Below are 21,022 nucleotides of genomic sequence, written 5' to 3' on the forward strand. Positions count from 1 at the left end.
ACTGGCGGCAGCCAGCCCGGGATTTTTTTAGTTCGAGAATTAGTTAGTGTTTCTGAATCCAGCCCCTCGGGGTCAAATAACCCCTGGAGAATAAAAGGAAAAACCGCCTTTTTTTCTCCAGAGAACATTTGCCTGTCGGGGCTGAAAGGGGCGCTTGCGCTTTTTTTGCAATCCAGCTCCAAGGCCCCAACGGCTAGCAGATTTCGGTCTCTCTCCTTGCGATAAGTCATCATCAACTCACTTTGTTCGTTGTGATTCCTTTATCTCATACGAGAGCCCTACAATCTGTACGCCGCTAAGCGGGACCTTTCCGCTTTTTTTATATAATTTTCTTTTTTCTCCGATTCCTGTAGAAATCAGGAAACCGAGGATGCTGCCTATTACCGCCGGAAGCAGCCAGCCGACTCCTTCATTGAATAAAGGCAGAAAGCTTAAAGTGTTGTTTAGAGCAGGAAATTCAAATCCTGCGGTTTTTAAGCCGTCGATGAAACTGATAAGGAAAGTGGATATCAATGCACCGATATACACCCCGGAAAAACCGTTGAACCAGTTATGCATGAATGAAAGGATTATCAGCACAATGGCCAATGGATAAATGACAATCAGCACCGGCAGGGAAACGGAAATCAGCTGTGTCAATCCAATATTTGCGATGATCATACTGAAAATACTGATGATAATGACCAGTATACGGTATGAAAAGGGCATTAGTTTTGAAAAGTATTGAGCACATGCGGACACCAGGCCGATAGAAGTAGTCAGGCATGCGAAGGTAATTGCCAGTCCCAGAATGATGGTTCCTATCTGGCCGAACAGGTAATTTGCGGAACCGGACAAGATGGCTCCACCATTTTCCTTCAATCCGATAGCTTCTGTACTCGTTGCTCCGATATAGCCAAGTGACACATATACGAGTGCCAGGCCAGCAGCTGCAATGATTCCTGCATATATACAAGCCTTAGTAATAAGAGCCTTGGACTCAAATCCTTTTTCTCTGATAGAGTTGATAACAACAATTCCAAAAACAAGTGCCGCGATTGTATCCATTGTAAGGTAGCCTTCAAGAAAGCCCTTGAAAAACGGACCATCCATATAGGCGCCGGAAGGACTTTGAAGGTCGCCCATTGGTGTCAGGATACTCTTTATCACCAATATCGTGAGGATGACAAGTAAGGCAGGGGTCAAAACTTTTCCAATCCTGTCAACAAGCTTGGCCGGATTCATGGCCAGCCAAATCGTTAGTCCGAAAAAGATAATCGTATAGATGAATAGTGATAAACCATATTTATTCACACCTTCTGGAAGGAAGGGTGTGACACCAATTTCATAAGCGACCGTCCCAGTCCGGGGAATCCCAAAAAACGGGCCGATTGCCAGATACATGATGACAGTAAAGATTACTCCATATACAGGATTAACTCTGTTTGCCAGTGTCTGCAGATCTCCACCCGTTTTGGCAATCGCAATGATTCCCAGCAGTGGAAGCCCAACACCGGTTATCAAAAAACCGAAAATTCCAATCCAGATGTTTTCTCCAGCCTGCTGCCCCAAAAACGGAGGGAATATCATATTGCCAGCTCCGAGGAACAGAGCAAACAACATCAGGCCTACAGTAAATATCAATTTGAATGACAGCGCTTTCTCTTTCATATTTTATACCCCCTAAACTTCAAGGTGAATCAAGCTGTTATATAGTATCACAGAAGCGGCGAAAATTGTCGAAATAATTAAAAGTTAAAAAATTCAGTATAATAAAATAATTTTTTAAAAAATCTCTGTTCTTATTTTACCCAAAATAAAGCAACTTACTTTACAAGTCAAGAAAGGATAAGCGACTCGCAAGAACTGGAAGAATCCCTCAGCTTTATTTGGAAAAGGGCATCCATACTGAATAAACTGCTACACGGTATGTCCTGCCCCGGCATATAGTAATGAGAGTGATATTAGTAAGTTACCATAAAGAAAGGGGACATCAATCATTGGTTTCCGTCATTACTTGCACAATAAGAGAAGAGTATATGGAAAATGTTTTTGAGAATTTCAGTAGACAGCATTCGGAAACGAAAGAACTGATTGTCATTTTAAATAAAGACAGCATGAATATTAACAATTGGCTTGAAAAGGCTGAATCCTACCGTAATGTTTCTATTTATCAATTACCCCAGAACACGACGCTGGGCGAATGTTTGAATTTTGGAATTAAGCTGGCAAAGCATCCATACATTGCTAAGTTTGATGATGACGACTATTACTCACCTTACTATTTAAGTCAGCAAATAGAAGCTTTGGAGAAAACGGATGCTGCTATTGTTGGAAAAAGTACTTCTTTTATTTATTTTGAAGGGAGCGAATCATTAAATCTGTTTTACCCTGGATTTGAGGATAGGTATGTAACTTTCATTCGGGGAGCCACACTGACATTTAGAAAAGAACTTTGGGAAGAGTGTCACTTCACTAACGTAAATACCGGAGAAGATTCCGGATTTCTAAGTTACTGCCTAAAAAAAGGGTATAAAATTTATGCTACTAACAGATATAACTTCGTGAACAACCGGCGGGCGGATGCCAATTCTCACAGCATAACCTCCATTCATAACTACGTTAATCATTCAACGGTGATTTGTAAGACAGATGATTATAGGCCGCTGGTAACGAAAAGCTCATAATTGGATGGACCGGAGCCGGTATGTAAAGTTTGCGGCACGCGAACATCATGGATGAGTCTGGGTGGAATTCAAGGGGAGACAAAATCATTAATGTTTTGTCTTCTTTTTATTGTCCAGATTTTAACCCCCTGTTGATAATCTTTCTTGATTACCAGGTTTTTTGGTGAATGAAGGATTTATTTACAAGAAAAGAGCATTTAAAAACAGCAAATGAAGCCTGGTATCCACCTTTAAGAAGGAAACCGGCAGCAAATTCAATGAAATGAAATTTTTTTAAAATGAAATTTGTGATAATATTATCATTTGTAAACAATAGATTCACGGTTATTATAAATTGAAACATCAGAAGGTGTATATTCGATGATTTATTTGGACAACAGTGCAACGACAAAACCATATAAAGAGGCAGTTCATGCCTTCACAAAAGTGAACGAAGATTATTTTGCCAATCCATCCTCGATTCATGCGCTCGGTGGAAGAGTGGAGTCCCTGATTTCCAAATCAAGAAAACAGGTCGCCGGCCTGCTGGGCATTAAAGAAACAGAAGTATTTTTCACTTCAGGGGGAACAGAATCAAACAATCTTGCCTTGAAGGGGACAGCCCTTCAGTATCGAAATCGAGGCAGGCATATCGTCACCTCGGTCATCGAACATCCCTCCATCCTGGAAACCTGTGGACAACTTGAGAAACTTGGTTTCGATATTACCTATCTGCCAGTGGATTCGAATGGCAGGGTGAGAGTGAAGGATGTAGTGGATGCTATAAAAGACGATACAATTTTAGTTTCCATTATGCATGTTAACAACGAAGTGGGAAGTATTCAGCCTGTCGAGGAGATCGGCAAGGCCCTTCAACGTTTTCCAAAAGCCATCTTTCATGTCGATCACATACAGGGAATAGGAAAAGTTCCGCTTTCCTTATATGAATCAGGAGTAGACCTATGCTCCATTTCCGGCCATAAAATTCATGGATTGAAAGGGACAGGGATGCTATATATCAAGGAAGGTTTGGAAATTTCACCACTTCTTTCAGGCGGTGAACAGGAAAGAAAGATCAGGAGCGGAACAGAAAATACTGGCGGCATCGTTTCCTTTGCCAAGGCACTAAGGCTGCATTTGGAAAGGAGCGGCAAAGAGCTCTCCAAAATGAAGAAGCTGAATTCTTATCTCCGGAATCGTCTAAAAGATATAGAGGGAATCACCATTCATTCACCTGAAGCAGAAGCAGCCCCTCACATTGTGAACTTTTCTGTTCGTGATATACGAGGAGAAATCCTTGTTCATGCACTGGAAGAGTTTGATATTTATGTATCAACGACAAGTGCCTGTTCTTCCAAAAAAAATGTGCCTTCAAGGACATTGCTCGGAATGGGTGTGGATGAGAACCTGCTGGATACTTCAATAAGAGTCAGTTTTTCGTTTGAAAATACAATAGAAGAAGTCGATCGATTGTGCAACGCAATTAACAAAGTGAAGAAAAATCTTGAGGAAACAACGAGGAGAAGAAGATGATATACGATCAAATATTAGTCCGCTACGGAGAAATATCGACAAAAGGGCGGAATCGCAAAGCGTTTACTAAGAAACTCAGAGAAAATATCCTTATGACATTGAAGGAACTTCCGAATATCAAAATCAGTGCCACCCGGGACAGGCTTCATATTTACCTGAATGGTGAAAGTGGAGAGGTAGCACTGGAAAGATTGGCCAATGTTTTTGGCATTCAATCCTACAGCCCGGTGGTCAAAACCGATAGGGATATGGAAGAAATTAATGATGCGGCTCTTAACCTTATTCAAAAATCTTTTTCAGAAGGACAGACATTCAAAGTGTCGGCGAGAAGAGCTGATAAAACATTTGAACTGGATACCAATGAAATCAATTATGCAGTAGGTTCCCATGTCCTTAAAAATACGGAGGGGTTGACGGTCAATGTCAAGAATCCGGATATTAAGCTGAATGTGGAAATCCGCAAAGAGGGAGCCTACCTCTCCAGCGAAATTTATCCGGGAGCAGCAGGAATGCCGGCTGGTGCCAGTGGAAAAGCCATGCTGATGCTATCAGGAGGGCTGGATAGTCCTGTTGCCGGATATTTGACAATGAAACGCGGTGTCGAAATTGAGGCTGTCCACTTCCACAGCCCGCCTTTTACAAGTGAAAGAGCTAAGCAGAAAGTCATCGACCTTGCAAAATCACTATCCGCTTTCAGCGGGAGCATCAAACTGCATGTGGTGCCATTTACTGAAATACAGCAGACAGTTCATAATCAGGTTCCAGAAAATTATACGATGACATCAACAAGAAGGATGATGCTCAGAATCACAGAGAAGCTGAGAGAACAACATGAGGGCCTCGGAATAGTGACTGGTGAAAGTCTGGGGCAAGTGGCGAGCCAGACCCTCGAAAGCATGCTTGCAATCAATGAAGTAACAAGCACGCCTGTCCTCAGGCCGTTGATCGCTATGGACAAGTTGGATATCATCAATATTGCTAAGGAAATCGGTACTCATGATATTTCCATACTTCCATATGAAGACTGTTGTACGGTCTTTACGCCTCCAGCGCCAAAAACCAAGCCGAAAAGGGAAAAGATCCAGTACTACGAAAGCTTTGTTGATTTTGAAACCTTGATTGATAAAGCTGTGGAGGAAACCGAAACGCTTATCATAGAGGGCGGAGAACTGCAGACAGATCAAGATGAATTTAACGAACTGTTGTAAAAATATTAGGAAGAATTACCAATTATAATTCCGAATGAAGCCATGTATTTTCGCACATTCTATACTCACAAGGAGGTGAAAACACATGGCAAACAACAACAGTTCAAACCAACTAGTAGCTCCAGGAGCTCAACAAGCAATCGACCAAATGAAGTATGAAATCGCTTCTGAATTTGGTGTACAACTTGGTGCAGACACTACTGCACGCGCTAACGGTTCTGTCGGTGGTGAAATCACTAAACGTTTAGTTCAAATGGCTGAACAACAAATCGGCGGCGGTTACCAAAAATAATTAATTAAATAATATGGCTACAAGGAGCGGGTTTTCCCCGCTCCTTTTTTGATTTGTCTTTTTTTATATTACTTAGAGACACAAGGGGGGGCAAAAAAGTGGTGCAGGTGTCCTTCGGGAGAGTCATGAGGGACACTTGGAGGATCATAAAGAGGTGCAGGTGTCACAAAAAGCTGTATAAACATCAAAAAAAGTTCTAAAGTCCCCTTGGTAAATAATTTTAAATATTATAAAAATTTAGTATAATAAAGTGGAATAACATCAAAGGGGGAGAATCATGAGAAGAGAAGATTTGCTTTCACCTGAAAAATACAATTTAATCAGTGAAGTGGAAAAGTTCGCAGATGAGCCGGGTAAGAAGGCGATCCTGTGGAAAAGCGAGCAAGGGGAAGAGAAGGAAATTACATATGAAAACCTGATGAAAAATGCGAATAAAATTGGAAACGCCTTCATGGAGCATGGATTGGAAAAAGGGGATGTTGTCCTTGTCATGATTCCAAGGCTGATAGAAGCCTATGAAACATATGTTGCCGCACTGAAAGCAGGACTGGTCGTCATACCAAGTTCAGAAATGCTGCGTTCCAAAGACCTCAAATACCGGATTGAGCATGGAGATGTTAAAGCGATTGTTTCCTATGGGCCGTTTACAAATCAATTCGATGAAGTGGAAGAAAGCGAAGGAGTGAAGAAGTTTGTCATCGGAGCAGAAAAAGAGGGATGGCTTTCTTTAGACCAATTAAAGACAGAAGCCTCGGATGAACTCGAACTTGCCGATACAAACCGTGATGACATGGCATTCCTATCTTATACTTCCGGAACAACAGGGAATCCAAAGGGAGTCGTCCATACACATGGATGGGCTTTTGCACATTTACGCACAGCGGCGAAAAAATGGCTGAGTATTGAAGAGGGAGACACCGTATGGGCTACGGCTGGACCCGGCTGGCAAAAATGGATCTGGAGCCCGTTCCTGTCGGTTCTGGGTTCCGGAGCGACCGGGCTGGTGTATCAAGGTAAATTTGATCCTGGAACCTACCTGCAAATGCTGGAGGACCATGAAGTCAATGTTCTGTGCTGTACACCGACAGAGTATCGCCTGATGGCTAAAGTCGACAATCTGGGGCAGTACAATCTTGAACACCTCCACAGTGCCGTTTCGGCTGGGGAACCTTTGAACAGGGAAGTCATTGATGCTTTTCAAAAACATTTCAGCGTGGAAGTCAGGGATGGATACGGCCAGACTGAAAACACGCTGCTTGTCGGCATCATGAAAGGAATGGAACTGAAGCCTGGTTCAATGGGAAAACCCACCCCCGGAAACTCTGTTGAAATCATTGACGAAGAGGGCAACCCATGCGCTCCTGGAGAAGTTGGAGACATTGCCGTGCATACGGACACACCTGCATTATTCAAAAATTACTATAAAGACCCTGAAAGAACAGCGATGCAATTCCGCGGAGATTACTATATTACAGGAGATAAAGCCAAGAAGGATGAGGAAGGCTACTTCTGGTTCGAAGGCAGGGGAGATGATATCATCATCAGTTCAGGATACACGATTGGACCGTTTGAAGTGGAAGATGCACTCGTTAAGCATCCATCCGTGAAAGAGTGCGCAGTCGTTGCCAGTCCTGATGAAGTAAGAGGGAACATCGTCAAAGCCTTTGTAGTGTTGAGGGACGGAGTAAACCCGGAGGATCCCGATTTAGTGAAAAATCTTCAAGAACACGTGAAGGAATTGACAGCACCTTACAAATATCCAAGAAAGATTGAATTTTTGGAAGAACTTCCTAAAACGACTTCAGGAAAAATCAGAAGGATCGAGTTAAGACAGAACGAAAATAAAGCGTTGAAGAGCTAAGGGATTTGGCTTTTCTATAAAGGCTGATATTTCAGAAAACGAAATCCTTTAAAGTAGTAAAGTCTTATAGTAAAATGAAATAGACAGAAAAGACGGGAGTGGCTCCCGGTCTCGATAGAGAAGCGCAATCTGAAACATCCTCTATCAGGACGGTGAGCCAGTCCTTTTTTGTATAGAAAATGTCAGGACAAGGAGTTTTAGTATGGGAACATTATGGTTTAACGGTACATTTTATACAATGACAGATGAAGGCGCTTCAGTTGAAGCTGTTTTTACAAAGAATGGATATATCACGGGAACGGGTTCGGTTCAGGAACTGGAAACCAGATTTAAAGATTTCATTACGGACAGAGTCGACCTCCAAGGAAACACGGTTTACCCCGGATTTGTCGACAGCCACATGCACCTTATCGGCCATGGCGAAACATTGATTCGATTAGACCTTTCCAAAATGAATACGAAGGAACAGGTACTGCTGGCTGTCAAAGAAAAGGCGGCGAGTACACCCGAAGGAAGCTGGGTGATCGGAGAGGGCTTTAATGAAAACCTTTGGGAAGACAGTGAAGTTGTAACAAGACAGGAAATTGATGAAGTCGTGCCTGATCAGCCCGTTCTTCTGAAACGCATATGCCGACACGCCATGGTGGCCAATTCCAAGGCATTGGAAATGGCGGGCATCGACCTTGCGACGGAAAACCCTCCTGGAGGGGTGATTGAAAAGAATGCTGATGGCGAGTTAAATGGTGTTTTAAAAGACACGGCCCAGGATCTGCTGGTGGATGCCATGCCTTCCCCAACGGGAGAGTACCTTGAAGCAGCAATGACAAAGGCAATCGAAAACTGCTGGAAGCTGGGACTTGTCGGGGGGCATACCGAGGATTTAAGCTATTATGGAAACTTTGAAAAAACCTATCAGACCTTTATGAATGTCATTGAGAAGGCTGGCAGAAAGTTCAGGTCCCATCTGCTTGTCCACCAAGCTGTCATCGACGATTGGAAGGAAGCAGGAAGTACATTTATGGGAGGAACATCACTTGTTGAGTTCGGGGCGATGAAAATCTTTGCTGACGGAGCTCTTGGCGGGAGGACAGCTTTGCTGAGCCACCCTTATAAAGATGATCCATCCACCAATGGGGTCGCCATTCATACCCAGGAAAGACTGACAGAGCTTGTTAAAAAAGCAAGAGAGCTTCAGCTTCCGATCGCTGTGCATACAATAGGTGATCAAGCCTTTGAAAATGTGCTGGATGTGGTGGAAGCTTATCCTACATTTAATGGAAGAAGAGATCGTTTTATTCATGCACAGCTTCTGCGCAGAGAATTGATTGACAGAATCAAGAAACTTCCACTTATCCTTGATATCCAGCCAAGGTTTGTTGCTTCCGATTTCCCTTGGGTGATTGACCGTATCGGCGAGGAAAACATGGAATACAACTACGCATGGAAGACGCTTCTGGATGAGGGGATTCCATGCGCAGGAGGATCGGATGCACCAATTGAACCTGTCAATCCACTGCTGGGCATGCATGCTGCAGTAACGAGAACCAATCCTTTAGATCCGCAGAAAACGGTCTATATGGAAGACCAGCGACTATCGATGTATGAAGCCGTTTCTCTCTTCACAAAAGGAAGTGCCTATGCATGTCACCATGAACATGACCACGGCATGATCAAAGAGGGATACAGAGCGGACTTTACCGTTCTTCCAAAAGATTTATTTAAAATAGATGCCGATGAACTTCTGGGTATGGAAGTAGAAATGACAATCGTGGACGAAACGATTGTTTACAAAAAAGCATAAGCAATTTAGGAAGGTGCCCGGTGTTCAGGGCATCTTTTTTTGATTTTGGGTTGGATGGTCAGGCTGTGAGGTGCAAAATAGCGGATAGCGGTCTTGTATTGAGGAATGCGGGCCAATGAGAAGACGAATAAAAAAGATAACTCCCCGCATAGGAGGAATACGGGCCAACCCGAAGGTGAAAAAAGAAGATAACGGCCTGCAAAGATGGAATACGGGCCAACGAGAAGGAGATAAGAGGAATATAACGGCCCGCAAAGGTGGAATACGGGCCAACCAGAAGGAGGAAAAGAGAAGATAACGGCCCGCAAAGGTGGGATACGGGCCAATGAGAAGACAAAAAAGAAGATAACGGCCCGCAAAGGTGGAATACGGGCCAATGAGAAGGCGAGAAAAAGAAGATAGCGGCCCGCAAAAGCGAAATACGGGCCAACCAAAAGGCGGAAAAGAGAAGATAGCGGCCCGCAAAGATGGAATACGGGCCAATGAGAAGGCGAGAAAAAGAAGATAACGGCCCTCAAAAGCGAAATGCGGGCCAATGAGAAGGCAAAAAAAGAAGATAACGGCCCGCAAAATCTAAAACACAGTCCAAGTCATTGATCCCAGAGTTAAAAATTCAGATTGCCCTTTAGAGGTAACCGAGATATAATGATATTATTTCGAAAACGGAAATATATTTAGAAGGAGGTGGCCGGCATTCGTACCGAAGAACAATCCGGGATAATTTATACCGCATTTTCTTATTTTCTCTGGGGCATATTGCCGATTTACTGGAAGTGGCTGGATCATGTACCGGCAGATGAAATTTTGGCGAACAGGATATTCTGGTCATTCTGGTTTATGATTGTCTTTTTGCTTGTCATAAAAAAATTCCCGGAATTCTGGAAAATGATTAAGGGAATGATGCGAACTAAAAAGAAGCTGGCTGCTTTGGCCATAGCATCGCTTCTTATCAGTTTAAACTGGTTTATCTATATATGGGCTGTCAATACTGATCAGATGGTTGAAGCGAGCTTAGGATATTATATCAATCCTCTCGTCAGTGTATTGCTGGGAGTTTTCATCTTAAGAGAAAAAATGACGAAAGCACAGGTGATTTCCTTTATACTGGCTGCGGCGGGAGTCCTTGTGTTGACCGCGTCGTATGGAAGATTTCCGTGGATAGCGGTTGGACTGGCCGTTTCCTTTGGTTTGTACGGACTTGCTAAAAAGTTGATCAAGGTGGATTCAGATATTGGATTGACGCTTGAAACCATGACGACCGCGCCTTTTGCTCTCATTTATCTTATCTATTTGTCTTCGCAGGGGAATATTTCATTGTTCCAGTTGTCCGCAGGCACAGACTTGTTATTGATAGCCGGCGGTGCTGTTACGGCTGTACCTTTGCTTTATTTTGCAAAAGGAGCCCAGAGAATTCCGCTTTATATGGTCGGGTTCCTGCAGTATATTGCGCCTACGATAACATTGATTCTGGGTGTCTTCCTTTACGGTGAACCTTTCACGCAAACACACCTGGTGGCATTCGCGTTCATTTGGTCGGCATTAACCATTTTCTCGGTGTCCAGAATGAAAAGAGTTAAACGAAGAACAAAGGCACAGGAGAAATGCGCATAAGAGTTTGTGAGCCGGTACCTGAATTGGGTGCCGGTATTCTTAAAAATTGAAGGTGCTTATATATTTTGAGGCAGGATACTGAGAAACAATATGTCCTTGCTTTTTTTAGCATAGGGTTCCATTAGCCTGCTGGTTTCTCCTTATAGAAAAAGCAGACTTTAAAATCATGAAAAGGCTGAGACACCGTACGTCTCAGCCTCCTATAGTGCGATGTTAATCAACTACGATCGAACCCACTTCACAATCTCACCAACAGAAGCATTCTTACCATACAGCAGAATTCCCACTTCAAAAATCTTTCCTGCAAGCTTCATCACGAGCCAGACGGAAAGGGTCAGTATTGCCATCGCAATGCCGATTTCCACCCATGGCCATTCTTCGAGTAAAGATAATCTCATGATCAGAACGGCAGGGGATGTAAATGGAATATAGCTGCCGACCTGGGCTGCGAATCCATTGGGATCGGATAGGACTGGCCCGAACAGTATAACCGGAGAAAACGGGAGCATCATAATCAGCCCTTGGAAATTACTTGTTGAGCTGATATCTTCTACCGTTGCGCCAAGTCCGACAAACAGGGCGGCGAATAGCAGGTAGCCAATCAGTGCAATAACGATCAGCAGTGCAAGCTCCGGTACAAACAGGTATTCCATGATCGGCAGGTCATTGAATCTCCAAATTACAAAAGGCAGTGCAATGAGGAGCCATACGCCGACCTGAAGCATGCCGAGCCAGAAGTAACCGATAATTTTTCCCTGCATCAGGTCACTTGGTGTGAGAGAGGACAGCACAATTTCAGAAACCTTTTCCTTCTTTTCTTGTGAAGCACTCTGGAAAATCATCATGCCGGTCATGACAATAGAGAATAAAATCAGTCCGGCGAATGCACCTGGAATGATACGGGCCAGATCAGTTATGCCTGAATCAGCTGATTCCTGTTCTGAACCTGAAAGGTCTTCCTTGTTGAACTGAACGCCATTTGTTACGGCAGCCATCTGCTCTTCTGATAATCCAGCATTTTGGAGATTCAGCTGCTGCAATGGTGCTGCCAGAAGCTGGACTTCACTTGCAAATGAGTCGGGAGTTTCCTCCGTTGTGTAATAGGTGATCTGTCCATCACTAAGGGCAGCTTCATCAAGGGCAAGATACACGGCACTTTCATCCTCCTCCAACCCGCTTTTCCATTCATCAGGGGAGGTGGTAACAACGCTGGTCTCCCAATTCAGATCAGCACTGCTGAGAAAAGGTTCAATTCGTTCTGCCCATATACCTGACGGGTCTGATACAGAGACATGGACAGGTTCTTCGTCACTATCTGACCCCGTTAGAAGCGCTGGCAGGGTAGCAAATAGAATGAAAAGCACCGGCGTCAACACAAGTGAAATGACGAACGATTTATTTTTGGCATTCCGCTTGAATTCCCAGCGGGCGACTTTTAAGCTGTTACGCATATTTTACTTCCTCCTCTAATGCGAGTGTTCTGTCTGAAGCAACATCAATAAAGATTTCATGAAGGGAAATCCGGTCCAGCCTGAATTCATCAATGTGAATATCTGACGGCAGCTTGCGGATCCACTCTGCCGGCTGCAGATTCTGATCCAGAAAAAGAACTGAAACGTTGTCCTGCTGTTCTACCCGTGTAACGGAGGGGATTGCCTGCAGCTTTTTCTCATCATTCTTGCCGTGTATCGTACATTTAAAGCTTGCGTACTGCCTTTTTACTTCATCCATTGTACCGCTGATGACTTCTCTGCCTTTATGAATCATAATCAGCCGGTCAGCCATTTCCTCTACCAGGTTCATCTGATGGGCGGAGAGAAGAATCGCGGTTCCGTTTTTGGCAAGCTCCCTGATCTCTTCCTTGAACACTTCCTGACTGACCGGATCAAGGCCTGAAAACGGTTCATCTAGAATGAGCAGCTCCGGTTCATGTATGATGGAGGCGATAAACTGAACCTTCTGTCCCATCCCCTTCGACAGCTCTTCAATAGAAACCTTGTCTTTTCCCTCTAAGCCAAATTTCTTCAGGTAAAATAAGGCACGTTCCTTTGCTTTTTTCAGCGGATAGTCCTTGAGCTCTGCGAAGTACAAAAGAATATCCATGATCTTAACGTTTTTATACAGACCTCGTTCCTCCGGCAGGTAGCCGATTTTGTGCTTTGGGATCCTGCCTTCCTTTTCTCCATGAAATTTAATAATTCCTTGATCGGGATAGAGAATTCCCATAATACTTCTGATGGTCGTTGATTTTCCTGCACCGTTTGGACCGAGAAGGGCAGTGATCTCACCCTTTTTCACATTAAACGAAACGTCGTGAAGTACCTGTTGATCCTTAAAGGACTTTTGAAGACTTTGTACTGTCAGCGCTATATCAGACATCGAACATTTCTCCTTCTATTAAGATTTCCTGGATAATATCCTCAAGCTCGGGTATTTGTTCATCCACAATCACCATGTTGTTTTGAGAAAGATAAGTCATGGTGGACTGGGGTTGATTTGATAGAATGACTTTCTTATAGGTACGCTTGATTTCACCTGGGACCCGGCTCACTGGCGGCTCTTCCTTTAACCAGAACAGCCGGTAAGTGGAGGCGAGCGAATCCTTTTCAAGCAGCTTTGATACACGTCCTCTGTTAATAAAGACGAGGTAGTCAGCCAATTTTTTAATATCATCTGCCTGATGGGAAGCAATCAGGATCGTTTTATCACCATTTTCCATAAGCTCGAGTATGAATTGAATAAAATAGTTTCTCGATGGAATATCCATTGCAGCTGTCGGTTCATCAAGAATCAGAATCGGAGTGTTCTTGCCAAGATTGAGTGCAAGGCTTAACTTCGTCTTCACACCCGGTGAAAGCTTCTGAACTTTCTTATTTAACGGGATATTGAGATGTTCGGAAAACCTTCTAAACAGCGCTTCGTCCCAGGATTCATAGATTTCTGCCATCAGTCTGCGGAGCTGTTCACCAGTAAATGGATCGCAGCCAATCAACGTCTGGGCATGATAAGCAATATAGCGCTTCCAGCCGTCATCTTCGCCGCTGACAGGCTGACCGAGCACTTGAATTTCTCCGTGGTCCTGTTTAACAAGGTTCATCATCATTTTGAATAAAGTGCTCTTGCCGGCTCCGTTTGTCCCGACAAACGCTGTAATGGTCCCCTCTTCAATTGTAAGTTCCGGTATGTTCAAGTGAAATTCGTCAATGGATTTTTCGATATTTCGGATTGTTAATGGAAAACTCATCGGTTATCCTCCTTTTGGAGCAGGGTTTCTACCATGCGGATAATTTCTTCATTTGTCAGTTCATGCTGTTTAGCAGTGGTGATCGCTTTTAGAATTGCGTCTTCAACTGCCTGGCTGGCCATTGATGTTTTCATATCAGGATCCACCTCGGCCACAAATGTTCCCTTTCCCTGAGAGGTTTGTATGAATCCGCTGTACTCAAGGTTTTGATAAGCTCTTCTGATCGTGATGGAACTGATCTCCAACTCCTTCGCCATCAGCCGGATTGAGGGGAGGGGATCTCCTGTTGTTAATTGTCCGCTGGCAATCAGAGCTTTGATTTGGTTCTCGATCTGATGATAGATCGGTTCACGCGAGGACTTTGAAAGCCGTATTGGAAGATTCATATCAGCCCTCCTTTATTGTAAATAATCAATTTTTTGGATTTGCTTCAGAGCATGGCGGATCCAGTACCACGTCACAAAGAACGCTGTAAGAATAGAGACAATTATTGAAAGAATGGGATAGTCATTTGCCAGGTAGATCGTCCATTTAAAAAAGCCCGTATCCAGCCATACCTGAAAAATTAGGTACATCGCTGCGAAAAATAGGATTATGCTTGCGAATGACCAGACAATTGTAAACCGTTTAATCTGATCACCAGGTTCACTGGCTGGAAAAATTCCGCCTAAGGAAAAACTGATACAGATCCAGATGACAATCAGTGAAATTAACTGAAGCGGATCAATCACATCCTGCAGTTCAGGAGAAAAAACATACGTTGCTGCCAGGGCTATTAAAATGCCTGCAAAAATAGCAAAGTAAGGTAAGATAAAGCGGCTTATAACAAGAACATTGCGCTTGATTGGCAGCTGGTTGAGCATCGCTACAAAAGGAGAGGCATACAATTCGTCATCCATCTTTTGATATTGAAAGCCTTTTGGTTTGGTCGAAAAGGAGATCGACATAAGGAAAATAATTAAAAAGACATCAAAGATAAAGATGTTTTCTTCCAGGTAAGTCGGAATCGTCAGTTGAAAGAAAAATGTGTAAATCCCCGCAATCAAAAATAGATTAAGATAGTGCTTTTTCGAAACAATCATCTCAAGCCTCGCCAGCCAGAATGCTTTACGTATCGTATCCATATTAAAAAATTCCTTTCCATGTATTAGTGTGTAACTGTGTATGTCTATATACACACTATAAAATAAGTGGAGGAATTTTGCAACTGGTAAAAAAGAAAGGGTTTATATTTTTAAAACTCAATATGATGAATCTCGTCAATAGGGCTTGAAGAAATTTATTATTTTGTCAGGAAACTAGTTGGATAGCAGATGGAATGGAAGAAAATGCAGAAACAAGCCTGGTAATCATGGCAATTGTTCTTATCTCACCATCATCGTCAGTAATTTGTATAGCCGTGAAGCAGTACCGACCATAGCTTTGCTGAGTGAGCGGGGGAAGGATTATTAGGGCATCTAGTAAACGGGAGAAACAAACGAAGAGTTAAAGGGAATTTATAAAGATGGCTGTCGTTGAACACTGCAGGGCTTAGAAAAAATCATCAAAAAAGAGGCTGGGACAAAAGTAGAAAACTAATTGATGCAAGTAGAAATCATCGAAAATAAAACCGCATGAGATCAAGGTTATATACTTGATCTCATGCGGTTCATTTTTGTTATTAGGCTCTTACCTTAAAGATGTTATTTTTTAGATTAGGTTATCCGCCAGTTCCTGATCGTAGGCGGATTGGAGCGGAAGGTGTGCGACCTCCTGCGGGACTAGCGGGACAGATGAGACCCCGCAGGCATAGCCGAGGAGGCTCAGCGCCCGCCCCGCGGAGTCGTGCACCTGGAGCGGAAATCCTTTCTTTATACTCAGACACATTCTTTTGAAAAGAGCTTTTTATAAGGTTTTGTCCCAGCCTCTTTATGTGATAACTTATTAAATCCCGCTGTTCCTTTTTATAAAAACGTTCTCTTCACTTTTTCCCAGAAGGAGTTGTCTTTCAGTTTGACGGTTTTGATCTTTTCCTCGCTCAAGGTGATTTCGACTTGTTTGACGTGCTGGATACCGAGTGCTTCGTTATCCATTCCCATTGAAGGGTAGTCATTGCCGTCTTGTACAATTTCAAGTTTCAGCTTGCGGTTTCCGCTGAGGATGAAGGAAGAGCCCAGTGTGCGGTAGCGGTTATTGTTCAATGACGCCATTTCGCTTACCTGAAGGCAGGGAAGCATCGGATCGACGACCGCTCCGTTCACTGATTTGTTATATGCAGTGCTTCCTGTTGGAGTGGCGATGACCATTCCATCGCCGCGGAACGTTTCAAAGTGCAGGTCATCGATATGTACTTCGATTACGAAGGTCTTGATGATGCCTGATCTGATACTGAATTCATTCAGGCATTTAAAAGTGGCTTCATCATCGACAGATACATCGATTGTCGGGTAACGACGGACCTCGATCTGTTCCTCTGTCATAGCCTGTATCATTTTTTCCTTATCATCAATATGAAAGTCGCAGTACATACTTAAGTTCCCTGTTGTTGAGATGCCCGCATATAAACAATCCTGTCGGAAGCCTGTGCTGCGAACGGCTTGAAGGAATGCTCCATCCCCGCCGACACTGACAACGATGTTTGCATCAGCCGAAGATTTTACAATATTGAATCCGTGCTGTTGGGCAAGCAGAGATAATTCTTCTACTTTTTGAATTGTTTCTGCGTCTTTTAGCGTATAAAAATAAAGGTTGCGTCTTTCCTGCATGTTATTGCCTCCTCCAGATTAGTCCTCCAATTCAGGACGGAATTTTTCCATTCACGATAGATTTTGCTAGAATAGTGATTATATGCAATGTGCTGCTCTCATGATGAAGTTCTATGTGGCGGATGCTTATGATTATTTTATCATGATAGTGAAACTTTATGATAGCGATGTACGTATGCAATCATGAAGAGAAAAAAGGAGGAAGTACATATGAGTGGAAAACGTTGGACGGCTTTAGCCATTGCTGCCGGGTTGTTTTTATTTTCGGTTGTAGTCAACTTTGCGAGTTCTGCAGCGTCAAATGACTTTAGCGCAGCTTTTGAAGAAATGTTTGCTGGCACAGAAAATCCTTTTACAGAGGAAATTATAGAGGACGGCAGCAGCAATAAGAGAATTGCCGTATTAGAGGTTGATGGTGTTATTCAGGATGTCAATACGGCAACTTCGATTTTTGAAAGCCCTGGATATAATCATGAGGTTTTCATGGAGCAGTTAAAAACAGTTCAGGAGGACGACAGCATCAAAGCGGTTATCCTTAAAGTGAATTCTCCGGGCGGTGGCGTAGTGGAAAGTGCGCAGATCCATGAAAAGCTTCTCGAGATACAGGATGAGTCAGAAAAGCCGATCTATGTTTCCATGGGATCAATGGCTGCTTCTGGCGGTTACTATATTGCCGCTCCTGCTGAGAAAATTTTCGCCAGCAGGGAAACACTTACCGGATCATTGGGGGTCATCATGCAAAGCGTCAATTACTCTGAGCTGGCAGAAAAATATGGAGTTGATTTCGTGACAATCAAAAGCGGGCCTCACAAGGATATCATGAGCCCGACGAGAGAAATGACGGAAGAAGAGCGGGAAATCCTGCAGTCCATGGTCAACAATTCATATGAAGGGTTTGTCGATGTCATCGCTGAAGGACGCGGGATGTCTGAAGAGCAAGTAAGGGACCTTGCGGACGGCCGTGTATATGACGGCATCCAGGCAAAAGAAAACAATTTGATTGATGGATTTGGGTATGTGGAAGATGTTATCGGGCAGATGAAGAAGGATCTGGAGCTTGAAAATGCCCAGGTCATCGAGTATACGAGTGATGGCGGATTTGGTTCATTATTAAATATGGGTGCCAAAAGGCTTGCCGGCGGAGATATCGAAGCGGCGGCATTAATGAAAATCCTTTCTCAGCCTAATTCACCTCGCCTGATGTATCTCTATGCGGAATAACTTAAGAGGAGGTGCCGTCCATGAGTGAATTTGAAAATCAGAATGAATTTACAACCGTAGTGAATGAAAAGAAAGATACACGCCTGGGAGTCGTTGAACTAGGTGGTTTCTGGATGAGATTCTGGGCTTATATTCTGGATTTAATCGTGATTTCAAGTATTGGCAGACTGATTGTCTATCCCATATTCCGGGCAATGGACTTGTCCCTGATGAAGGACGATATGTTCGCACCGATATCAATCTTAAGTGCGATCATTTTCTACGGATACTTTGTGTTAATGACCAAATATTTTGGACAGACGCTTGGAAAGATGGCTTTTGGATTGAAGGTTATTGAATTGGATGGGAAACCTCTGCAATGGAGTACGATTCTCTTCAGGGAATTGATAGGCAGATTCATCTCTGCAAGTTTCTTTGTCTTATATATCGTTGTCGCCTTTACGAACAAGAAGCAGGGAATTCACGATTTATTTGCGGATACTACCGTGATACGGGAAAAACGAGCCGCGTTGTATAAACCGGTAAGCGCATAAAGATTGGGTTTACTTCTGCAGTCTTAAAGAGAGTGCGGGATAGTCATTGGAAACCTGGGAAAAGGAAGAAGCAGCCGCTGTGTCGGCTGCTTCTTTTTCGCATATATGGCTGCTTTTGTAAAAGATGAATTATAGCGATAACTTACGAAATTTTATTAAATAGCAACAAAGTCTATGAAAGGTGCCTTTATGGTTAAAGTTCTTCTATAATGGCTTTAATTTTCGCAAGATCTTTCTTGTTTTCTTTTTTCATCATAGGAGCCATAAAAGGAGCAAAAAACTTTGAAAAACCGGAAGGCTCCCCTTTATTTTGAAGCCTCATCATAGTCTGCTTTTCATCTATCGCTCTCCAGCTATAGGTCGTTTCCATTGGAAAGGGACCTAGTGCCGTCCTCATGACCAGCTTTTTTTCCGGAATGAACTCTACTATTTCATAAGTGTAAGAAAGCTTGCGTCCCAGAAATTCAGCCTTGAAGGCAATTTGAGAACCGAGTTGAAGGGGTTTCGATGTCACCCATTCAGCGCTTGCTATGTTGCTGTACCACTTTGGTGCGTTATCAGGATTAGATGCGTAGGCTGCTACTTGGGATACAGGTGCCTCAATCAGTGTCTCTGTCACTACATTTACCATGTCCGTTCCTCCGTCATACTCGATTTATAAAGAGATTATCAATCTTTTTCTATATAGTTTTTCAGCAGCGTACCCAGCAGGTATTCCCACCCTTTTCTGTGGCTGTCTTCCCAATCATCCTCAATCAGTCCGGATGCTGTATGGGAAAGCTGCAGTCTTGTTGTACCATCTTCTTCTATTAAACGATAAGTATAGGCACTGTTGACAGCTCCCTGCATCCCGAGGTGCCCTTGGATTCTGATTTCTGCAGGAGCATTTACATAATATACATTTCCCCAGACCGCTCCTCCTTTACCTTCCCACTTTTCAAGAAACTGCCCGCCCGGGACTGGATCCAGGGAAAGTGTTGAAGATTTTCCTTCAGGTGCTATACGGAATTCCCACCAGCTTTCTACTTTTTCCGTTAAAGCTTTAAAGACTTGATCGCGAGGGGCATTAATGAGTGTTTCTTGCTCAATTTGAAAAACTTTATTTTGTCCGGCAGGTTTCATAGTCTTGTCTCCTCCTGTATCTTCTGCGGCTGCTTTTAAATTTAGAAGTGAAGATGCAGCCGGTTCCATATATTTTCCTACCCAGCGATTATGCATTTCCTGAAGGGGAACAGCATTCAGGAAGTTCACTCGGTATTTGCCCTTTTTCCTTGATAGAATCAAATTTCCTTCCTCTAATGCTGTCAAATGCTTCATAATGGCATACCGGGACACTGCAGGGAACTGATCATTAAGTTCGCCAGTAGTCGAGGGGGATTCTTTGAGGATATCAAGAATTCGTCTTCTTATTGGATGGGACAGCGCTTTAAATAATGGAGATAAATGGTCTTCCATAAAAAGATCCTCTCTAAGTAATAATTAACATGTGACTAAATGGTAACATGTTAAAATTTAAAAAGCAATCAGCTATTTCACGCAATCCAGCATGGGTGGAAGGTTTATTTTGGCAGGAATTAGCAAATACTTTCTAATTGAAAGGTTGTGAAAAAAGTGAATGGATGGATGGTTACACTCATAGTGGTCCTGGGTCTTATATTATTTTTATTCTTCATCATCCTGATTACCAAGCTGACAATTACAATTTCACTTTATCATGGCAATGATAATGACAATATATCCATAAGATTCAGGGCCTGGTTTGGTTTGATTAAATATAAAATCGAAGTCCCGATGATCAAGCTCGATGAAGACGGACCGAATATTGTATTTGAAGAGAAGACAGAGAAAGGCAAAGAAGGACAAGGGAAAGAAAAAGATAAGGTAAAAAAGGAAACTCCTGAGGAGATGCTCGCTTCATTCAAGGATTTTCGGGAACTGCTTCAGCATGTGGCAGGGCTTCATCGAATTGTCAGAAGTTTTATGAGCAGGATCAAAATTTATGATATTAAGTGGCAGACTGTTTTTGGTACAGGAGATGCGGCATCAACCGGAACAATGACAGGGTTGATGTGGGGGGCGAAAGGGAGCGTTATTGGTGTTATCAGCGGCTATATGAAGCTGCAATCAATGCCGCAGATTGCCGTCTTTCCTTCGTTTCAAAAAGCAATCATTCAAACGGAATTTTCATGTATCATAACTTTTCGGATCGGGCATGCTATATTAGCAGGAATCAAATTGATCAAGTTCTGGAGAGGCGGAAAGCCGAAATTCCAGACCAAACCGCTATCCGTAGTATCAGAGAAAAATCAATCAGTCTAGCAAGACAAAC

General features: G+C 43.2%; 21 protein-coding genes. 12 read left to right on the forward strand and 9 right to left on the reverse strand.

From position 1 onward, the window contains the following. Positions 1–237: 237 nt before the first annotated feature. On the reverse strand, positions 238–1,650 hold the full coding sequence (brnQ, locus tag B9Z54_RS10875) for a branched-chain amino acid transport system II carrier protein (RefSeq protein WP_113928415.1): 1,413 nt from the start codon (positions 1,648–1,650) through the stop codon (positions 238–240). A 281-nt stretch (positions 1,651–1,931) separates the two neighbouring features. On the opposite strand from brnQ, the gene B9Z54_RS10880 reads away from it, so the two are divergent. The 9 genes from B9Z54_RS10880 to rarD all read left to right on the forward strand — a co-directional run bounded on the left by B9Z54_RS10880 (position 1,932) and on the right by rarD (position 10,951). Beyond that, complete coding sequence (locus B9Z54_RS10880) at positions 1,932–2,666, forward strand: glycosyltransferase family 2 protein (protein ID WP_113928416.1); 735 nt, start codon at positions 1,932–1,934, stop codon at positions 2,664–2,666. A gap of 360 nt (positions 2,667–3,026) precedes the next feature. Continuing rightward, positions 3,027–4,178: a cysteine desulfurase family protein gene (locus B9Z54_RS10885; protein WP_113928417.1), complete on the forward strand. Its 1,152-nt coding sequence runs from the start codon at positions 3,027–3,029 to the stop codon at positions 4,176–4,178. Continuing rightward, the gene (gene thiI / locus B9Z54_RS10890) at positions 4,175–5,386 is read left to right on the forward strand and encodes a tRNA uracil 4-sulfurtransferase ThiI (protein WP_113928418.1); all 1,212 of its coding nucleotides are present in this window, start codon (positions 4,175–4,177) and stop codon (positions 5,384–5,386) included. Before B9Z54_RS10885 ends, thiI begins: the two co-directional genes overlap by 4 nt. 85 nt (positions 5,387–5,471) lie before the next feature. After that, positions 5,472–5,678 (forward strand): alpha/beta-type small acid-soluble spore protein, encoded by a 207-nt coding sequence (locus tag B9Z54_RS10895; RefSeq protein ID WP_113928419.1) that lies wholly within the window; start codon positions 5,472–5,474, stop codon positions 5,676–5,678. A 277-nt stretch (positions 5,679–5,955) separates the two neighbouring features. Further along, positions 5,956–7,539 (forward strand): acyl-CoA synthetase MbcS, encoded by a 1,584-nt coding sequence (gene mbcS / locus B9Z54_RS10900; RefSeq protein WP_113928420.1) that lies wholly within the window; start codon positions 5,956–5,958, stop codon positions 7,537–7,539. A 202-nt stretch (positions 7,540–7,741) separates the two neighbouring features. After that, positions 7,742–9,340 (forward strand): amidohydrolase, encoded by a 1,599-nt coding sequence (locus tag B9Z54_RS10905; RefSeq protein ID WP_113928421.1) that lies wholly within the window; start codon positions 7,742–7,744, stop codon positions 9,338–9,340. A gap of 115 nt (positions 9,341–9,455) precedes the next feature. Then, a complete protein-coding gene (locus B9Z54_RS10910; RefSeq protein ID WP_113928422.1) occupies positions 9,456–9,638 on the forward strand; it encodes a hypothetical protein in 183 nt (60 codons plus the stop codon). Between the two features lie 78 nt (positions 9,639–9,716). After that, positions 9,717–9,848 carry a hypothetical protein gene (locus B9Z54_RS26200; protein WP_275887803.1) on the forward strand — a complete coding sequence of 44 codons (132 nt, stop codon included), beginning with the start codon at positions 9,717–9,719 and terminating at the stop codon, positions 9,846–9,848. 176 nt (positions 9,849–10,024) lie between these two features. Further along, on the forward strand, positions 10,025–10,951 hold the full coding sequence (gene rarD, locus B9Z54_RS10915) for an EamA family transporter RarD (protein ID WP_113928423.1): 927 nt from the start codon (positions 10,025–10,027) through the stop codon (positions 10,949–10,951). A 221-nt stretch (positions 10,952–11,172) separates the two neighbouring features. Here the strand turns inward: rarD and B9Z54_RS10920 are convergent, their stop codons facing one another. The 6 genes from B9Z54_RS10920 to B9Z54_RS10945 all read right to left on the reverse strand — a co-directional run bounded on the left by B9Z54_RS10920 (position 11,173) and on the right by B9Z54_RS10945 (position 16,939). Beyond that, positions 11,173–12,402 (reverse strand): ABC transporter permease, encoded by a 1,230-nt coding sequence (locus tag B9Z54_RS10920; RefSeq protein WP_113928424.1) that lies wholly within the window; start codon positions 12,400–12,402, stop codon positions 11,173–11,175. Then, a complete protein-coding gene (locus B9Z54_RS10925) occupies positions 12,395–13,330 on the reverse strand; it encodes an ABC transporter ATP-binding protein (protein ID WP_113928425.1) in 936 nt (311 codons plus the stop codon). The genes B9Z54_RS10920 and B9Z54_RS10925 overlap by 8 nt, the downstream gene beginning before the upstream one ends. Next, the gene (locus B9Z54_RS10930; protein ID WP_113928426.1) at positions 13,323–14,195 is read right to left on the reverse strand and encodes an ATP-binding cassette domain-containing protein; all 873 of its coding nucleotides are present in this window, start codon (positions 14,193–14,195) and stop codon (positions 13,323–13,325) included. The genes B9Z54_RS10925 and B9Z54_RS10930 overlap by 8 nt, the downstream gene beginning before the upstream one ends. Next, positions 14,192–14,581 (reverse strand): GntR family transcriptional regulator, encoded by a 390-nt coding sequence (locus B9Z54_RS10935; RefSeq protein ID WP_113928427.1) that lies wholly within the window; start codon positions 14,579–14,581, stop codon positions 14,192–14,194. Before B9Z54_RS10935 ends, B9Z54_RS10930 begins: the two co-directional genes overlap by 4 nt. A gap of 12 nt (positions 14,582–14,593) precedes the next feature. Continuing rightward, positions 14,594–15,319, reverse strand: coding sequence for a hypothetical protein (locus B9Z54_RS10940; RefSeq protein ID WP_113928428.1), 726 nt, complete (start codon positions 15,317–15,319; stop codon positions 14,594–14,596). Between the two features lie 819 nt (positions 15,320–16,138). Then, a complete protein-coding gene (locus B9Z54_RS10945) occupies positions 16,139–16,939 on the reverse strand; it encodes an NAD kinase (RefSeq protein WP_113928429.1) in 801 nt (266 codons plus the stop codon). Between the two features lie 210 nt (positions 16,940–17,149). Here B9Z54_RS10945 and sppA point away from each other — a divergent pair, with 210 nt between their 5' ends. Both sppA and B9Z54_RS10955 read left to right on the forward strand, forming a co-directional pair. After that, the gene (sppA, locus tag B9Z54_RS10950; protein WP_113928430.1) at positions 17,150–18,160 is read left to right on the forward strand and encodes a signal peptide peptidase SppA; all 1,011 of its coding nucleotides are present in this window, start codon (positions 17,150–17,152) and stop codon (positions 18,158–18,160) included. A gap of 20 nt (positions 18,161–18,180) precedes the next feature. Then, positions 18,181–18,693 carry an RDD family protein gene (locus B9Z54_RS10955; RefSeq protein WP_113928431.1) on the forward strand — a complete coding sequence of 171 codons (513 nt, stop codon included), beginning with the start codon at positions 18,181–18,183 and terminating at the stop codon, positions 18,691–18,693. A gap of 193 nt (positions 18,694–18,886) precedes the next feature. On the opposite strand, the gene B9Z54_RS10960 is transcribed toward B9Z54_RS10955, so the two are convergent. After that, positions 18,887–19,324, reverse strand: coding sequence for an SRPBCC family protein (locus B9Z54_RS10960; protein ID WP_113928432.1), 438 nt, complete (start codon positions 19,322–19,324; stop codon positions 18,887–18,889). A gap of 38 nt (positions 19,325–19,362) precedes the next feature. Then, positions 19,363–20,148, reverse strand: coding sequence for an SRPBCC domain-containing protein (locus B9Z54_RS10965; RefSeq protein WP_113928433.1), 786 nt, complete (start codon positions 20,146–20,148; stop codon positions 19,363–19,365). A gap of 147 nt (positions 20,149–20,295) precedes the next feature. Here B9Z54_RS10965 and B9Z54_RS10970 point away from each other — a divergent pair, with 147 nt between their 5' ends. Beyond that, positions 20,296–21,012 (forward strand): DUF2953 domain-containing protein, encoded by a 717-nt coding sequence (locus tag B9Z54_RS10970; RefSeq protein ID WP_205207703.1) that lies wholly within the window; start codon positions 20,296–20,298, stop codon positions 21,010–21,012. Positions 21,013–21,022 lie beyond the last annotated feature (10 nt).

The sequence above is a fragment of the Bacillus sp. P14.5 genome, from assembly GCF_003316765.1.
GTDB lineage: Bacteria > Bacillota > Bacilli > Bacillales > Bacillaceae_B > Rossellomorea.

What these genes read in the sequence shown, in the direction of transcription:
- mbcS (WP_113928420.1), top strand. Translation starts at nt 5,956, where the DNA reads ATGAGAAGAGAAGATTTGCTTTCACCTGAAAAATACAATTTAATCAGT.
- sppA (WP_113928430.1), top strand. Translation starts at nt 17,150, where the DNA reads ATGAGTGGAAAACGTTGGACGGCTTTAGCCATTGCTGCCGGGTTGTTT.
- B9Z54_RS10885 (WP_113928417.1), top strand. Translation starts at nt 3,027, where the DNA reads ATGATTTATTTGGACAACAGTGCAACGACAAAACCATATAAAGAGGCA.
- B9Z54_RS10940 (WP_113928428.1), bottom strand. Translation starts at nt 15,319, where the DNA reads ATGGATACGATACGTAAAGCATTCTGGCTGGCGAGGCTTGAGATGATT.
- B9Z54_RS26200 (WP_275887803.1), top strand. Translation starts at nt 9,717, where the DNA reads ATGAGAAGGCGAGAAAAAGAAGATAGCGGCCCGCAAAAGCGAAATACG.
- B9Z54_RS10910 (WP_113928422.1), top strand. Translation starts at nt 9,456, where the DNA reads ATGAGAAGACGAATAAAAAAGATAACTCCCCGCATAGGAGGAATACGG.
- B9Z54_RS10960 (WP_113928432.1), bottom strand. Translation starts at nt 19,324, where the DNA reads ATGGTAAATGTAGTGACAGAGACACTGATTGAGGCACCTGTATCCCAA.
- B9Z54_RS10935 (WP_113928427.1), bottom strand. Translation starts at nt 14,581, where the DNA reads ATGAATCTTCCAATACGGCTTTCAAAGTCCTCGCGTGAACCGATCTAT.
- brnQ (WP_113928415.1), bottom strand. Translation starts at nt 1,650, where the DNA reads ATGAAAGAGAAAGCGCTGTCATTCAAATTGATATTTACTGTAGGCCTG.
- B9Z54_RS10965 (WP_113928433.1), bottom strand. Translation starts at nt 20,148, where the DNA reads ATGGAAGACCATTTATCTCCATTATTTAAAGCGCTGTCCCATCCAATA.
- B9Z54_RS10945 (WP_113928429.1), bottom strand. Translation starts at nt 16,939, where the DNA reads ATGCAGGAAAGACGCAACCTTTATTTTTATACGCTAAAAGACGCAGAA.
- B9Z54_RS10930 (WP_113928426.1), bottom strand. Translation starts at nt 14,195, where the DNA reads ATGAGTTTTCCATTAACAATCCGAAATATCGAAAAATCCATTGACGAA.
- B9Z54_RS10925 (WP_113928425.1), bottom strand. Translation starts at nt 13,330, where the DNA reads ATGTCTGATATAGCGCTGACAGTACAAAGTCTTCAAAAGTCCTTTAAG.
- B9Z54_RS10905 (WP_113928421.1), top strand. Translation starts at nt 7,742, where the DNA reads ATGGGAACATTATGGTTTAACGGTACATTTTATACAATGACAGATGAA.
- B9Z54_RS10880 (WP_113928416.1), top strand. Translation starts at nt 1,932, where the DNA reads ATGAGAGTGATATTAGTAAGTTACCATAAAGAAAGGGGACATCAATCA.
- B9Z54_RS10955 (WP_113928431.1), top strand. Translation starts at nt 18,181, where the DNA reads ATGAGTGAATTTGAAAATCAGAATGAATTTACAACCGTAGTGAATGAA.
- B9Z54_RS10920 (WP_113928424.1), bottom strand. Translation starts at nt 12,402, where the DNA reads ATGCGTAACAGCTTAAAAGTCGCCCGCTGGGAATTCAAGCGGAATGCC.
- thiI (WP_113928418.1), top strand. Translation starts at nt 4,175, where the DNA reads ATGATATACGATCAAATATTAGTCCGCTACGGAGAAATATCGACAAAA.
- B9Z54_RS10895 (WP_113928419.1), top strand. Translation starts at nt 5,472, where the DNA reads ATGGCAAACAACAACAGTTCAAACCAACTAGTAGCTCCAGGAGCTCAA.